General features: G+C 40.8%; 17 protein-coding genes. All 17 read left to right on the plus strand.

Going from position 1 to position 14,725, the window contains the following annotated elements; genetic code table 11:
- The first annotated feature begins 3 nt into the window (after positions 1–3).
- The 17 genes from EHR01_RS01900 to EHR01_RS01980 all read left to right on the plus strand — a co-directional run bounded on the left by EHR01_RS01900 (position 4) and on the right by EHR01_RS01980 (position 14,725).
- Positions 4–279: a Smr/MutS family protein gene (locus tag EHR01_RS01900; RefSeq protein ID WP_004788326.1), complete on the plus strand. Its 276-nt coding sequence runs from the start codon at positions 4–6 to the stop codon at positions 277–279.
- Positions 276–1,811, plus strand: coding sequence for a (R)-citramalate synthase CimA (gene cimA, locus EHR01_RS01905; RefSeq protein WP_135692931.1), 1,536 nt, complete (start codon positions 276–278; stop codon positions 1,809–1,811). Before EHR01_RS01900 ends, cimA begins: the two co-directional genes overlap by 4 nt.
- Positions 1,808–2,374, plus strand: a complete 567-nt coding sequence (gene pth, locus EHR01_RS01910; protein WP_135570280.1) for an aminoacyl-tRNA hydrolase — start codon at positions 1,808–1,810, stop codon at positions 2,372–2,374. Before cimA ends, pth begins: the two co-directional genes overlap by 4 nt.
- Positions 2,375–2,423: 49 nt before the next feature.
- Positions 2,424–3,008, plus strand: coding sequence for a YqaA family protein (locus EHR01_RS01915; RefSeq protein ID WP_135692932.1), 585 nt, complete (start codon positions 2,424–2,426; stop codon positions 3,006–3,008).
- A complete protein-coding gene (locus EHR01_RS01920; RefSeq protein ID WP_135692933.1) occupies positions 3,009–3,230 on the plus strand; it encodes a hypothetical protein in 222 nt (73 codons plus the stop codon). It begins immediately after the preceding gene.
- 1 nt (position 3,231) lies between these two features.
- Positions 3,232–4,491, plus strand: a complete 1,260-nt coding sequence (locus tag EHR01_RS01925; protein WP_135692934.1) for a replication-associated recombination protein A — start codon at positions 3,232–3,234, stop codon at positions 4,489–4,491.
- Positions 4,492–4,606: 115 nt separating this feature from the next.
- Entirely contained in the window at positions 4,607–4,984 is a 378-nt protein-coding gene (locus tag EHR01_RS01930) for an NADH-quinone oxidoreductase subunit A (protein WP_002981657.1), read from the plus strand.
- Positions 4,975–5,535: an NADH-quinone oxidoreductase subunit B gene (locus EHR01_RS01935; RefSeq protein WP_135692935.1), complete on the plus strand. Its 561-nt coding sequence runs from the start codon at positions 4,975–4,977 to the stop codon at positions 5,533–5,535. The genes EHR01_RS01930 and EHR01_RS01935 overlap by 10 nt, the downstream gene beginning before the upstream one ends.
- Positions 5,532–6,053, plus strand: a complete 522-nt coding sequence (locus EHR01_RS01940; protein ID WP_135692936.1) for an NADH-quinone oxidoreductase subunit C — start codon at positions 5,532–5,534, stop codon at positions 6,051–6,053. Before EHR01_RS01935 ends, EHR01_RS01940 begins: the two co-directional genes overlap by 4 nt.
- A 16-nt stretch (positions 6,054–6,069) precedes the next feature.
- On the plus strand, positions 6,070–7,290 hold the full coding sequence (locus tag EHR01_RS01945; protein WP_196795764.1) for an NADH-quinone oxidoreductase subunit D: 1,221 nt from the start codon (positions 6,070–6,072) through the stop codon (positions 7,288–7,290).
- Positions 7,290–7,778 (plus strand): NADH-quinone oxidoreductase subunit NuoE family protein, encoded by a 489-nt coding sequence (locus EHR01_RS01950; protein ID WP_135692937.1) that lies wholly within the window; start codon positions 7,290–7,292, stop codon positions 7,776–7,778. Before EHR01_RS01945 ends, EHR01_RS01950 begins: the two co-directional genes overlap by 1 nt.
- 1 nt (position 7,779) lies before the next feature.
- A complete protein-coding gene (nuoF, locus tag EHR01_RS01955; RefSeq protein ID WP_135692938.1) occupies positions 7,780–9,051 on the plus strand; it encodes an NADH-quinone oxidoreductase subunit NuoF in 1,272 nt (423 codons plus the stop codon).
- 16 nt (positions 9,052–9,067) lie between these two features.
- Positions 9,068–10,138, plus strand: coding sequence for an NADH-quinone oxidoreductase subunit NuoH (nuoH, locus tag EHR01_RS01960; protein ID WP_135692939.1), 1,071 nt, complete (start codon positions 9,068–9,070; stop codon positions 10,136–10,138).
- On the plus strand, positions 10,117–10,734 hold the full coding sequence (locus EHR01_RS01965; RefSeq protein WP_135692940.1) for an NADH-quinone oxidoreductase subunit J family protein: 618 nt from the start codon (positions 10,117–10,119) through the stop codon (positions 10,732–10,734). Before nuoH ends, EHR01_RS01965 begins: the two co-directional genes overlap by 22 nt.
- Complete coding sequence (gene nuoK / locus EHR01_RS01970) at positions 10,731–11,051, plus strand: NADH-quinone oxidoreductase subunit NuoK (protein WP_135692941.1); 321 nt, start codon at positions 10,731–10,733, stop codon at positions 11,049–11,051. Before EHR01_RS01965 ends, nuoK begins: the two co-directional genes overlap by 4 nt.
- 4 nt (positions 11,052–11,055) lie before the next feature.
- Positions 11,056–12,984 (plus strand): NADH-quinone oxidoreductase subunit L, encoded by a 1,929-nt coding sequence (nuoL, locus tag EHR01_RS01975; RefSeq protein WP_135692942.1) that lies wholly within the window; start codon positions 11,056–11,058, stop codon positions 12,982–12,984.
- Between the two features lies 1 nt (position 12,985).
- On the plus strand, positions 12,986–14,725 hold the full coding sequence (locus tag EHR01_RS01980) for a complex I subunit 4 family protein (RefSeq protein ID WP_135692943.1): 1,740 nt from the start codon (positions 12,986–12,988) through the stop codon (positions 14,723–14,725).

The raw sequence follows: 14,725 nt of genomic DNA on the forward strand, positions 1-14,725 counted from the left end.
AAGGTGCGTACCATCTACATCCGCAAACTCCGATTTGAAGAAGCTCGTATCAAGTTAGAACGAGAACTCCATGATGCCTTTATGGACGGGGAGACCTATGTGGAAATTTTACATGGGATTGGAGAGGGAATTCTTCGGCGAATGGCGATTGACTACGTAGAGTCTTGCGGTTTTCTGAAACTAGTGGAGACCGATCCGATGTTTCGGTCAAACCCGGGTGCAACGATTGTGGAAATTCTTGCCCCCTCCAAAGAATACATCAACCGATTGAAATCATGACCGAACCAAACTCTAGTATAGAAATCCTCGACGTAACATTGCGAGATGGGGAACAAACCAACGGTGTTTCATTTTCTTGGCAACAAAAGCTAAATATCACAAAACACCTGTTAATGGATCTGAAAACAGACCGAGTGGAAATCGCAAGCGCTCGTGTTTCTCCAGGTGAATTCGAAGCAGTCAAAAAAATTGTGGAATGGGCCAAGTCCGAAGGCCTACACGATCGAATTGAAATTTTAGGATTTGTTGATTACGATAAAACTGTCGAATGGATGAAGGGAACAGGGGTTCGGGTTCTTAATCTTCTCACAAAGGGATCACTCAATCACCTAACAAACCAACTTCGAAAGACCCCAAGAGAACATTTTTTAGACATCCAGAAAACTGTCGAATTTGCATCTGCTTCTGGAATCGCCGTAAACGTTTATTTAGAAGACTGGTCAAATGGATACACCCATTCCAGGGATTATGTGTTGGAATACTTAAGCGTTGTATCAAAGTTTCCGATTCAAAAATTTTATTTGGCTGATACTCTGGGTGTTCTGTCTCCCTTCGAAGTTCGAACAGCCATTACCGATCTTGTAAAAGAATTCCCAAAACTATGGTTTGAATTCCACGGACATAATGATTATGATTTAGCAGTTGCTAACTGTTTGGAAGCGGTGAGTGCTGGTGTTCGTGGGCTTCATGTGGCTGTGAATGGACTTGGGGAACGTGCCGGAAATTCTCCTTTAGAAGCTGTTGTCACCGCAATCCATGACAAAACAAAATTTAAAACTTCCATAGTGGAAAAAGAAATCACCAATGCCTCAAGGCTTGTGGCGGTTTTTTCTGGGAAACGCATTTCGGATAACCGACCGATTGTTGGTGAGGATGTATTCACACAAACTGCCGGTGTTCATGCAGATGGTGACAAAAAAGGAAATTTATATGCCAACCCCATTTTGCCAGAAAGGTTTGGACGATCTAGAGTTTACGCATTAGGAAAGTTAGCTGGTAAAGCAAGCATTACAGAAAATTTAAAACAGTTGGGTATGGTTCTTTCCCCCGAAATTGAAAAAAAAGTTTTGGAACGAGTGATTGAACTTGGTGACCAGAACAAAACCGTCACCAAGGAAGACCTTCCCTATATCATCTCTGATATCACTGGCGAAAATTTGGAAGCAAGTTTTCGTATTGAGACTTGCACCGTAACGAGTGGAATCGGAGTCAAACCAAAGGCCGATGTAAAGGTGAATTTCCAAGGGAAGGATTATGCGGCAAAGGGAGAAGGGGACGGTGGTTACGATGCTTTTATGAATGCCCTTGGTAAAATTTTAAAAGAATTAAAAATCCAAATTCCAAAACTCTATGACTATGAAGTTCGGATTCCTCCCGGAGGAAATACCAATGCTTTAGTTGAAACTGTCATTACTTGGAAAGTGGAAGGTGAAACTCATCCCATTCGCACTATTGGCATTGACTCTGACCAACAAGTGGCAGCTGTGAAAGCCACAGAACGATTGTTACATATTTTACTCGGAAACGTATGATTCATTTTCTCATTGTGGGCCTTGGGAATCCAGGGGATAAATATAAAAACACTCGCCATAACATTGGTTTTATGATCTTGGATGCTCTTGCGAGTAGTTTCAGTGTTTCTTTCAAAGATTCCAAAAAATATATGGAATCAACTCATACTCTGGACGGAGACAAAGTCCATCTTTTGAAACCATTGGAGTTTATGAATCTTTCTGGAAAAGCCACCCAAACTCTTGCCAATTTGTATAAAATTCCTCCCTCCCAAATTTTAGTCGTTCAGGATGAAGTGGACCTACCTTTTGGTAAGATAAAAAATAAAATTGGCGGCGGAACGGCTGGCCACAACGGACTAAAAGATATCGTCGCAAAACTAGGTTCGCAAGAATTCCACCGGTTACGGTTTGGAGTTGGCAAACCAGAAAAAGGTGGCATGGAAGTTGCTGATTTTGTTTTACAAAATTTTAATTCCGAAGAGAAAAACGGTTTAGATGCACTCATCAAAGAATCAGTTACTAAAATTGAAGATTGGGTCAAAACCAATCGCAATTTAATCCGAAAAGAAAATGGAGGTTAGGTGGTTCACTCTTAACAAAACATGGTGAATATACCAGAGATCACATTTTATGACAAAAGACAAAGAAACTTCTATAAACCTTCGTAGCCTTATCTTCCAAACCATTCTATCGATTGTGATTGTGCTGACGATTGTATTTGGACTTGCATTTTTCTTTCGAAAGGAACTACTCGGATTTAGCGAACACTTTGTCCGTATCTTTGGTTATTTAGGCCTTTTTGTGGGAATGATTCTATCCGATAGTTTGCCTGCTTTTGTTCCTCCCGATGCATTTCTAATGCTTGCCATCACGGGAGAAATGGATCCTTTAAAAACCATTCTCTCTATGTCTTTTGGGAGTATCATTGGTGGATCCTTAGCATACTTTGTTGGATTGTATCTAATCCCTAAGTTTCATTTAGGTCGGCAAATGGTTTTGCACTATGAAGACAAACTCCTTCCTTATCTTCGTAAATATGGTTTTGGTGCTGTTGTTTTAAGTGCTTTAACTCCCATTCCCTATTCTTGGATGGCATATACGGTGGGAACTTTTAAGATGCGTTATTCGCTATTTTTACTCGGTTCTCTTTTTCGATTTGTTAGGGTCACTGTTTACTTTTATGCCATGTATCTTGGATGGATCACGGGAGGATAGATGTCAGACGAACGTTTGTTCCCAAAAACAGTGGATGAAGTCATTTTAGAAAAGATAAGGTTTTTCTTTTTGCCAGACCGGACTGCGGCCTTTGTTAAAAATTTGGTAGAAGGGAAAGTATCAGAAAGGTCTCTGATTTGTTGTAATTCAGGATGTGATGTTTGTAATGAGACCATATACAATTGTTATATGGCAGTAAAAAAAGAATTGGAAAATACTTAAATTGGACTCTCTTTTTTCGCAAAACAAACAAGTTCCTTTGGCCCATGCCGTTCGACCGAAAAACTGGTCTGAATTTGTAGGACAAACCCAAGTGGTGCAATCACTTAGGGCAATTTCAAAACCCACCTCTATTTTGTTATATGGACCTCCAGGTACTGGAAAAACAACTCTGGCACATCTTTTAAGCCAAGGTTGGAGTATGCAAAAACGTTATTTGAGTTGTGTAACGAGTGGTGTGAAAGAAGTGCGAGAGGTTTTGGATGAAGCCAAACGACAAGGTACCATAGTCTTATTTTTAGATGAGATCCATCGTTTTTCTTCCTCCCAACAAGATGCCCTTCTTTCCGCTGTGGAGGAAGGTGAAATTATATTAATTGCTGCCACAACAGAAAATCCAAGTTTTCGGGTTAACAAAGCTCTCCTTTCTCGGATGCTTGTGTATAGACTCACTACTTTATCGGAAGAAGAAGAAAATTCAATTTTTGAAACTTGCCTTACGAAACTAAATCACAAAGGAAATTTTCCTCAGGACTTAAAAAAAGAACTCTTTCGTAGAAGTTCAGGAGATGCCAGAAAACTCCTTGGGTATCTGGAACGAATTTTAAGTTTTACTGAAGACACGGGAAGTATCGACGAATCTAAGTTAGCTGAAATTTTAGGCGAAAATGTAATTTTTTATGATAAAAACAGTGAAAGTCATTATGATATCATTTCTGCTTTTATCAAATCCCTTCGTGGGAGTGATCCCGATGCGGCTCTTTTTTATTTGGCTCTTATGATCGAAGGGGGAGAGGATCCACTATTTATCGCAAGGAGGCTTGTGATTTTTGCCAGTGAGGATGTGGGAAACGCCAGTGTTCATGCCCTTCCGCTTGCGATTGCCACTTGGCAGGCCGTGGAGCGTGTTGGGATGCCGGAAGGCCGCATTCCCCTCGGGCAATGTACCACTTTTCTTGCCTCTGCCCCTAAGTCTAATGCTAGTTATTTGGCAATTGATAAAGCCTTACAACTAGTTCGGGAAAGGAAACGAGAGTTCCAAATTCCAAATCACTTGCGAAATGCTCCCACAGCCACCCATAAGAAGGAAGGGGCAGGGAAAGATTACAAATACCCTCATGATTTCCCTGATCACTTCCTGAAAGAACGTTATTTCCCAACCAATTTTTATCCGGAGATTCCACAGTTCTTTGAACCGACCAACCAGGGAATGGAAAAGAATTTAAGGGAACAATTGAAACGTCTCTGGGGAGACCGGTATTGAGAATTTATCTCAAATCGGCCACAAAAATTACAACCGGTCGAAATTAACACGAAAACAAAGGGGAAATTCATTCTCATCTTGACAAGCGAACCTAGTCGTGAGAGCATTTTCATACATGGGTTCTGCACCAGATAGTTTTGCGCCAATCCTTCTACAACTTTTGCTCGGAGTCGGTTTCTCCGCTCTGATCCTGACCCTTGCCTTCCTCATCAATCCGAAGAAAAAATCGAAACCTCAAGATACATTTGAATGTGGGGTTACATATTATGGTGATGCAAGAGGACTTTTTAATATTAAGTTCTATCTTGTGGCCGTTCTTTTTATTCTCTTCGATATTGAAGCTGTCTTCCTTTATCCTTGGGCAGTAAACTTAATTAGTTTTAAAGAAGCAGGTCTTGGAACTTTCTTCCTAGTGGAGATGTTTTTCTTTTTACTCATACTCGTTGTGGGTCTATACTATATATGGAAAAAGGGAGCTCTGGAATGGGATTAACAGAAACACTATCCAAACCGGGTGAGATGTTTGGCGATATGTTCCAAGTTGCTACTTTGGACAATGTAGTCCAATGGGGACAAAGTTTTTCTCTATGGCCTTATCCTTTTGCCACTGCTTGTTGTGGAATCGAATACATGAGTACATCTTGTGCCGATTATGACATTGCTCGTTTCGGAGCGGAACGTCCGTCTTTTTCACCACGCCAAGCCGATATGATTTTGGTTCTTGGAACCATCACTTATAAAATGGCTCCCGTCTTACGTCAGATATACGACCAATTGGCAGAACCGAAATTTGTAATTTCTGTAGGTGCTTGTGCTTCTTCTGGTGGCATGTTTCACACCTACGGTGTGTTACAAGGTGTTGATCGAATCCTTCCTGTGGATGTTTATGTTCCTGGTTGCCCTCCGCGTCCAGAAGCTCTCCTTGATGCCCTAGTCAAACTCCAAAAGAAAGTACAAAACCAAGGATTAGAAGCGAGACGCCAAGAAGTCATGCGAAAAATCCAAGAAATCAACGAACGCAACAAACCTCTCGTAGTGGCATGAAAGAAACAATTACCGAATACTTAAACTCGCGGTTTCCTGAAGTTTTACTCCCGCAAAGGGACATAAACACCAATTTACTTTATTTTACGATTAAAAAGGAATCCCTTCAAACCGTCGTACAGGCGTTAAAGGATCATCCGGAATTTGCATTCACTTATTTGAATGATCTTACCTCCGTCGACTGGCTTGGAAAAAGGGAACCAAGGTTCGAAGTGGTTTATTTGCTTCGTTCTCCCAAAAACAAACATTTCCGTTTGCAACTCCGAGTACCAGTGGGGGAAGGGGAAGAGGTTCCAAGCCTTGTCAGTATTTTTCCTGCAGCCAATTGGCCTGAGAGAGAAGTGTATGACCTAATGGGGATTCCGTTTTCCAACCATCCGCAGTTGGAAAGGCTCATTATGCCTGATAACTTTATTGGACATCCACTTCGTAAAGATTATCCTCTGGAAGGTCCAGGACAAGATTATCTCATTGAAGATTTACTCACCATTCATGTGAACGAGGATATTGCCAGTTAGGCGGTAGGAAATCATTATGGTAATGTACGAAAAAACAGCCGAACACTTTGGTCAAAAATTCAAAGACCTACCGGAAGGCCATTTACTGGTTAACTTAGGACCCAGTCACCCTGCAACACATGGAATTTTACAAAACGTAATCCAAATTGATGGAGAACGAGTTGTGGACACTGAATCCGTCATTGGTTACGTCCATCGTTGTTTTGAAAAACTAGGAGAACGTTACGATTACAATCAGTTCTTAGTTTGTACTGATCGTATGAACTATGTATCCACTCCACTCAATAATATTGGTTGGATCCTAACCGTTGAAAAAATGATGCAGATCCAAGTTCCCGATCGTGTTACTTATGTAAGAATGATCATCTCTGAACTTTCTCGGATCATGGATCATATCATCTGCAATGGAATTATGGGTGTGGACCTTGGTGCATTTTCTGGATTACTCCATTTATTTCATCATAGAGAAAATATTTATCAAATTTTAGAAAAGCTAACGGGCGCTAGGCTCACAACTACCTTTTGTCGTGTGGGTGGAATGGAGCGTGATATTTATCCCGAGTTCCAATCCGAAATCAAAACCATCATCAAAGGTTTAAAACCTGCCTTGGATGAATTCCAAGACCTTCTCATTCGAAATAAAATTTTTAATGAAAGGACGGCTGGGATTGGCGGTCTCTCTGCAGAACGTGCCATTGCTTATGGATTTTCTGGTCCGAACCTTCGTGCGGCCGGTGTTCCTTGGGACGTAAGAAAAGATGATCCTTATATGTTTTATGATAAAGTCGATTTTGATATTCCTGTGGGAGAAGATGGATCGGCACTCGACAGGACTCTTGTTCGTATGGAAGAAATGCGTCAGTCTATGCGCATCATCGAACAACTAATCGATGGAATTCCAGAAGGACCATACCATGCTGATGTTCCTCACACTTTCCTTCCGCCGAAAGATCGTGTGTATCACAATATGGAAGAACTCATTTACCATTTTAAAATCATTATGCACGGAGTGAAGGTTCCTCCGGGAGAATACTATATGTCGACCGAGGCAGCCAACGGTGAACTAGGTTTTTATGTAGTATCGGAAGGTGAAAAATCTCCTTGGAGAGTGCATGTCAGACGTCCTTGTTTTTGGTATTACCAAGCATTCCCTGAACTTGTCAAAGGGGGCTTACTTGCGGATACCATTGCCACCATGTCTTCACTCAATGTCATTGCAGGGGAGTTGGATTGTTAATGGCTTATCAATTTTCACAAGATTCAGAAAAACGATTCCAGAGGTTAATTCCTCAGTTTCCGAGCAAACGTTCGTTAATTTTGCCATGTCTTTTTTTGTTACAAGCTGACAAAGGTTTTGTGGACCAGGAAGGGATGCAATACATTGCAGATCGGATTGGTGATCCGGTATCCCTTGCTCATGTGCATGGGGTTGCGACTTTTTACACCATGTACAACAAAAAACCGGTGGGAAAGTTGCACATTCAAATTTGTGGAAATATCTCTTGTTACCTTGCTGGTTCCGATTCCATCACAGAACATGTATGTTCGAAGTTAGGGATTGAGCCGGGTGAAACCACAAGTGATAAAAAATTCACGGTAGATGAAGTGCAGTGCCTCGGTGCTTGTGGGTTTGGTCCCGTGGCCCAAATCAACGACAAATATTATGAAAACCTAACACCGGAATCTATCGAAGCCATTCTTTCCGAATTGGAAAAGCAGGTATAAAATGGGATTAAAAACTCTTCTCACAACACATATTGGTGCCGCTGATTCCCATACATTAAACCATTACCGGTCTGTCGGCGGATACGAAAGCCAAAAAAAGGCTCTAACTGAAATGACCGCCGAACAAATCGTAAACGATGTGAAAAACTCAGGCCTTCGTGGTCGCGGTGGTGCCGGTTTTCCTACCGGAAACAAATGGGGCTTTATTCCAAAAACTGACAAACCCAAATACTTAATTTGTAATGGGGACGAAGGGGAACCGGGAACTTTTAAGGACCGACTTTTAATCGAAAAATTCCCACATATGCTCATTGAAGGGATGGTCATTGCTGCCAAAGCAATCGACTCCCATCAAGGTTATATTTACATTCGAGGTGAGTTCCATAAAGGAATTCGGATTGTGGAAGCGGCTGTTGAGGAAGCATACAAAGCAGGCCTTCTTGGAAAAAATATCTTAGGCCTTGGTTATGATTTTGATTTGGCTGTGTATTCTGGAGCAGGTGCTTATATCTGCGGGGAAGAATCGGCACTCATCAATTCCCTTGAGGGAAGGAGGGGCCATCCAAGATTAAAACCTCCTTTTCCAGCTGTATCTGGTCTTTATGCATGTCCTACCGTTGTGAACAATGTGGAAACATTTTGTAATGTTCCGCATATCATTCGTATGACGGGAGAAGAATACAAAAAAATCGGAACAGAAAAATCACCGGGAACAAGACTTTTTGCTGTCAGCGGACATGTGAAAAAACCAGGGATTTATGAAGTCGAAATGGGAACTCCCATGAAAGAACTCATTTACGATATCTGTGGTGGGATAAAAAATGATGGGACCCTCAAAGCAGTGATTCCGGGAGGAAGTTCTTCTCCTATTCTCACAGCAGAAGAGGCCATGACGGCAACTATGGATTATGAATCGATTGCTTCTCTCAAATCCATGTTAGGTTCCGGGGCGGTCATCATTCTTTCCGAATCTGCAGATCTTGTGGAAACCACATACCGATTGGCAGAGTTTTATTCACATGAATCCTGTGGTCAATGTACACCTTGTCGTGAAGGTACACATTGGGTAAAAGATCTTCTCCATAAAATTAAAATCGGAGAAGGAACAGAAAAAGATGTAGAACTCATTTTTTCTTTGTCTAGGAATATGGAAGGTGGAACCACCATCTGTCCGTTAGCGGATGCTTGTGTTATGGCGGTCCGTCCAACGATGACAAAGTTTAAAGGAGAGTTCTCGGCTCGATTGAAAAAGGAAGTGAGCATCTCTCACTAAAGGTCATCGAAACATTATGGACTGGGCTCTAATACTTGCTTGGGGAATTAAAATCCTCTCATTGTTTTTTATCATTTTAACGGGTGTAGCCTATTACACGCTCGCCGAACGTAAGTTTGCTGGTTTTATCCAGGATCGTCCGGGCCCCAACCGTGCCGGAATTTTTGGACTTTTCCAACCTCTTGCTGACGGAATCAAATTCATCGCAAAAGAAGAAATTTTTCCAAAAAACGTTTCCAAAGGGATGTATCTTTTGGCTCCCACCATCTCCATGACTTGTGCCATTATGGCCTGGGCTGTGATTCCTTTTGGGGGAAGTCTTCCGGCACCGGAGTGGCTTGCCGCTCTTACTGGTGTCACAACCATTGATTTACAAATTGCCAATCCCGATTCAGGGGTTTTATACATGCTTGCCATCTCTTCACTTTCTGTGTATGGAATTATGATTGCAGGTTGGTCCAGTAACAACAAATACTCATTACTCGGTGGGGTTCGTTCTACGGCTCAGATGATTAGTTACGAACTTCCTATGGGACTTTCCATTGTTGTGATTGTGATTATGACTGGATCACTCAAACTAACTGACATTAGCGATTCCCAAAAAGAAATGTGGAATATTTTATCTCCCCCTGGATTTGTTGCCTTTTTTATTTATGTGACTGCGATGTTTGCCGAAACCAATCGACTTCCCTTTGACCTCGCAGAGGCAGAATCGGAGCTTGTTGTGGGTTTTCATACTGAGTATGGGGCATTTAAGTTCGCACTCTTCTTTTTAGCTGAATACATGAATATGATTACCATGTCTTGTCTTACCACCTTACTCTTTTTTGGTGGATACAATGTTCCGTTTCAATTGGGAGCCGGTTCTCCCTACCAAGCATTTTATGGACTAGGGTTTTTCATTTTAAAAGTTCTATTCTTTGCCTTTTTGTTTATTTGGGTTCGTTGGACCCTCCCTCGTTTTCGTTATGACCAACTGATGAAACTGGGTTGGAAAAAAATGATCCCTTGGGGTCTTTTTGCTGTGATGTTTGCGGCCATTTACACGGTTTATTGGAAAGAAGGATGGATGAAATTATTTATATGAACATAGAATCTTCTCCTTCCTTTTTATTATTTATCTTTTTTGGAACAGTGACTGTGGTGACTGCCCTTAGTGTCATTTTCCAGAAAAATCCAGTAGTATCGGCAGTATCTCTTGTTTTTACTTTCTTTGCACTCGCTGGAATTTATGGAATTATGGGAGCCTTGTTTATTGCCACCATGCAAGTGTTAGTATATGCCGGAGCCATTATGGTTCTCATTGTTTTTGTTTTGATGTTACTTTCACAAAGAGCAGAAACTTTGTCTCGGTATAGAAAACATCCAATCCGTTTGGTTTTACTTTCTGTGTTTGCCTTAGGTTTTTTCTTTTTGTTGTATAGCGCGCTCACAACAGGAGTTCCTCATTCAGACCAAAAAGGAAAAGGTTATGAACTTACAGAGTATTCCTTTCCCATCCAAGGGACAGGAACAATAAATGCAAAGGGGAATGTTGCCACTGTCGGTGCTTCGACTTATTTGGACTACTTACTTCCTTTTGAAATGATATCTATCTTACTTCTAGTGGCAGTTCTTGGGGCAGTGATCCTTGCTAAAAAAAGACTTACGGAAGTAGAACAAACCAAGGACAACGTGTTATGAACCAATTCATTAGTGGGATTCCTGTTGCATACATATTAGGTCTTGCTGGAATTTTATTTTCCATTGGTGTTCTTGGAGTTCTCATCCGAAGAAACATCGTCATCATCTTTATGTCAGTGGAATTGATTTTAAATTCAGTGAATTTAGTTTTTGTTACGTTTTCCAAAGCCCTATCCCATATCTCTGGGGAAACCATTGTTTTCTTTGTGATGGCAATTGCTGCGGCAGAAGCGGCTGTGGGACTGGCGCTTGTGATTGCCATTTTCCGGCATAAAAAATCCACCAATGTGGATGAACTCCAATCGATGAGATGGTAATCCTATGTTAGATTTATTCCCGTTAGTTGTCCTTCTTCCTCTCCTTGGTTTTTTACACAACGGTCTTTTAAAAGATCGGATCCCTCATCGGTTTGCCGGTGCCATTGGGACCTTGGCTGTGTTCATTCCTTTTCTCATCACCTTAGGTGCGTTTAACGAATTCCGACCAATGGAAAGAACGGCACCACATTTGGTTCCTGTTTTTGACTGGATCGTCGTTGGTAATTTTAAATCTTCTTTTGGTTACCAAATCGACCAACTCTCTCTTTATATGACTCTTATCATTACAGGCATTGGATCTCTCATCCATTTGTATTCGATGGGTTATATGAAAGGGAATGCGGGATATAATCGATTTTTTGCCTATTTGAATTTATTTATATTTTGTATGTTAAACTTGGTTTTAAGTGACAACCTAGTACTTACCTTTCTTGGTTGGGAAGGAGTGGGTTTATCTTCTTATTTACTGATTGGGTTTGATTACGATAAAAGTTCGGCAGCTGAAGCGGGGATGAAAGCATTCATCCTAAACCGAATTGGGGATGTTGGTTTTATTTTAGGCACGGGTTTTTTATTTTGGTTAGGTGGCAGTTTGCAATACTTACAACTCCAAACCAACTTAAGTGAAATGGGCGAGTTTGCAAATTATGCAAACATTGTAGCACTTTTTTTCTTTGTTGCGGCTATGGGAAAGTCAGCTCAAATTCCTTTGTATGTTTGGTTGCCTGATGCGATGGCAGGTCCCACTCCCGTTTCTGCTCTCATCCATGCGGCAACAATGGTAACAGCTGGAATTTTTCTCATTGCTAGGCTTAACTTTGTATTTTTACTCGCACCGGAAACTTCTCTTTTCATCGCCATCATTGGGGCAGTGACCGCACTTTTTGCAGCCACCATTGGAACTTTACAAAACGATATCAAAAAAATTCTAGCATACTCGACAGTTTCACAACTTGGATTTATGTTTCTTGCAATGGGTAGCATGAGTTATGTGGCAGGACTTTTCCACTTAATGACACATGCCTTCTTTAAAGCCTTATTGTTTCTTGGTGCAGGTTCAGTGATTCACGCCCTCCATCACGAACAAAACATCAAACATATGGGTGGACTTTTCGGAAAAATTAAAATTACTTCTTTTACTTTTTTACTGGGAACTCTTGCCATTGCAGGATTTTTTCCTTTCTCTGGATTTTTCTCAAAAGATTTAATTTTAGAAAAGGCCTACACCTACGGTGCGTTTGGTTCTATCCTTTGGACAATGGGCATTGTAGCTGCCTTTTTCACTTCGTTTTATATGTTCCGACTTGTCTTTGTTGTATTCTTTGGAAAAGACAACACGGACTCACATCACAAAGTTCATGAATCTCCTTGGTCGATGACCTTGCCACTTGTGATTCTTGCGACCGGTGCTGTGGTTGCCGGGTTTTTACAGACCCCACATTTTTTCTTACATATTGATGCTTTAGAAAGATTTTTTGCTCCTGTTTTGTCAAAAGGGTATGAATTGGCTTCTCTTCATGGAACTTTAGCGGAACACAAGAGTCTGGTTCATGACGTAGAACTTTCGTTAGCTGGGTTTTCTGTCTGTATTGCCACAATTGGTCTTATCCTCGCTTTTTTCCTCTACCAAAGAAAACCAAGTCCGATTTTGGAAGAACATACAGGATTTCGAAAGATCCTTTTTCATAAATACTATATCGATGAAATCTATGATTTCCTTTTTGTGAGGCCCTTTCTCTTTTTATCAAGAGGGGTCGCTTTCTTTTTTGATACCAAGATCCTTGATCGATTCTTTTTGGGAATTGGTGGAAGTTTTGGTGTGATTGCCAATGGATTACGAAGGCTCCAATCAGGATTTATTGGAGATTACGCCTTGTATGTTGTCATTGGTACATTTTGTATTTTAGTGTATCTATTAACGAGGGGGGTGTAAGGTGCCGGAACAAATTTTATCGATCATTATCTTTTTACCAATTCTTTCCTCTTTACTCATTGTATTCCAAAAACGAGTAGGGGCAGTTGTTGTCATCTCAGCGCTTTCGTCTGCTTTTACAACCATCCTCTCTGTGGGCCTCTTTTTCTTTTTTGATTCCAGTAAGTCGGGATTACAATTTGTCCACTGGATTCCTGATTGGATTCTTTCTGGCAAACTGAGTGTTGACTACCATGTTGGACTTGATGGAATTTCCCTTCTTTTATTTGCCTTAACAGCCTTTATGTTTTTTCTTTCGAGTATTGCCTCTTGGTCCAATATTCCAAAGAAAATCAAAGAATTCCATATTTGTTTACTTGTTTTGGAAACAGCAGTCCTTGGGGTTTTTGCTGCCGGTAACTTAGTCCTCTATTATGTTTTTTGGGAACTTATGGTATTACCAATGGTTCTGATGATTGGAATTTGGGGTGGGGAAGAAAGAACCAAAGCTGCTTTAAAATACTTTTTATTCTCTATGGCTGGATCCTTGTTTATGTTAGGTGGTATTCTTACCCTATATTTCAAAACAGGGAAAACCTCGATTGAATCTTTGTCGACAGCAAGTCTAGGGATGTATTCGGAACCTCTGCAATGGTTTTTGTTTTTTAGTTTTTTCTTAGCATTTGCTATCAAAATCCCACTTTTCCCATTCCATACCTGGATGCCGGATGTTCATACACAAGCGCCTACTGTCGGTTCGGTGGACTTGGCGGGTGTATTACTCAAAATCGGGGCTTATGGTTTCATTCGGTTTTGTATTCCTTTTTTCCCAGAACCAAGTTTACTTTCTCAAAATTGGATCCAAATCCTTGCGGTCATTGGCATAGTGTACGGTTCCATGGCAGCCCTTGTCCAAACTGATATCAAACGGATCATTGCTTATAGTTCCCTTTCTCATTTAGGATTTTGTATCTTAGGTCTCTTCTCTTTTACAAACGAAGGAGTAGTCGGTGGGATGTTGCAGATGGTATCTCACGGTGTATCCACTGGTATGATTTTTCTTATGATCGGGATGATTTATGAAAGAGCTCATACAAGAAACATTGCCGAGTTTGGTGGACTTGCAGGTCAGATGCCTGTGTTTTCTACTTTTTTTCTCATTGCTGTATTGTCTTCTGTAGGCCTTCCGGGAACCAATGGATTTGTGGGTGAGTTTCTCATCCTTATGGGAGCCATCAAATCCAATATTTGGCTTGGTGGAATTGCTGCGACGGGTGTGGTTCTTGGTGCCTTGTATTTACTCTGGTTTGTGAAACGTTTCCTATTTGGAGTGAGTAAAACCATCCAAGCAAAACCATATAAAGATCTAACGTTTAGAGAAGTGGGAATTTTATCTCCCCTTGTTTTCTTTATTTTCTGGATTGGAATTTATCCAAAACCATTTTTAGAAATTTTACAATCTTCCTCCAATGTATATTTGAATTCAGCATCCGTACAATCCATAGCGGAAAGAAAGGACATACAAAAAGATTTCCTGGGTGGAAATGTAAGTCGGCAATTTTCTGATTATACAAGTTTAGGAAAAGAACCTTTGCCTTTTGAAGAAAGGTTGGGATCTTTTCAATCGAAGTATGCACTTCCCACTTTTCTTTCAGTGAAAGAAAACAAACCGAATTTAAATGAAAACTTGGAAAGTTTAGAAAAGTCCATTGAGTCTGATTTTGACTTGGAACCAATCCAAAAAGAGACAATAGGAAACTAA

Origin of the sequence: Leptospira mtsangambouensis (assembly GCF_004770475.1) — a bacterium.
Lineage (GTDB): Bacteria > Spirochaetota > Leptospiria > Leptospirales > Leptospiraceae > Leptospira_A > Leptospira_A mtsangambouensis.

What these genes read in the sequence shown, in the direction of transcription:
- nuoF (WP_135692938.1), top strand. Translation starts at nt 7,780, where the DNA reads ATGGGATTAAAAACTCTTCTCACAACACATATTGGTGCCGCTGATTCC.
- EHR01_RS01935 (WP_135692935.1), top strand. Translation starts at nt 4,975, where the DNA reads ATGGGATTAACAGAAACACTATCCAAACCGGGTGAGATGTTTGGCGAT.
- EHR01_RS01940 (WP_135692936.1), top strand. Translation starts at nt 5,532, where the DNA reads ATGAAAGAAACAATTACCGAATACTTAAACTCGCGGTTTCCTGAAGTT.
- EHR01_RS01965 (WP_135692940.1), top strand. Translation starts at nt 10,117, where the DNA reads ATGGATGAAATTATTTATATGAACATAGAATCTTCTCCTTCCTTTTTA.
- cimA (WP_135692931.1), top strand. Translation starts at nt 276, where the DNA reads ATGACCGAACCAAACTCTAGTATAGAAATCCTCGACGTAACATTGCGA.
- nuoL (WP_135692942.1), top strand. Translation starts at nt 11,056, where the DNA reads ATGTTAGATTTATTCCCGTTAGTTGTCCTTCTTCCTCTCCTTGGTTTT.
- nuoK (WP_135692941.1), top strand. Translation starts at nt 10,731, where the DNA reads ATGAACCAATTCATTAGTGGGATTCCTGTTGCATACATATTAGGTCTT.
- EHR01_RS01950 (WP_135692937.1), top strand. Translation starts at nt 7,290, where the DNA reads ATGGCTTATCAATTTTCACAAGATTCAGAAAAACGATTCCAGAGGTTA.
- pth (WP_135570280.1), top strand. Translation starts at nt 1,808, where the DNA reads ATGATTCATTTTCTCATTGTGGGCCTTGGGAATCCAGGGGATAAATAT.
- EHR01_RS01930 (WP_002981657.1), top strand. Translation starts at nt 4,607, where the DNA reads ATGGGTTCTGCACCAGATAGTTTTGCGCCAATCCTTCTACAACTTTTG.
- EHR01_RS01915 (WP_135692932.1), top strand. Translation starts at nt 2,424, where the DNA reads ATGACAAAAGACAAAGAAACTTCTATAAACCTTCGTAGCCTTATCTTC.
- nuoH (WP_135692939.1), top strand. Translation starts at nt 9,068, where the DNA reads ATGGACTGGGCTCTAATACTTGCTTGGGGAATTAAAATCCTCTCATTG.
- EHR01_RS01945 (WP_196795764.1), top strand. Translation starts at nt 6,070, where the DNA reads ATGGTAATGTACGAAAAAACAGCCGAACACTTTGGTCAAAAATTCAAA.
- EHR01_RS01920 (WP_135692933.1), top strand. Translation starts at nt 3,009, where the DNA reads ATGTCAGACGAACGTTTGTTCCCAAAAACAGTGGATGAAGTCATTTTA.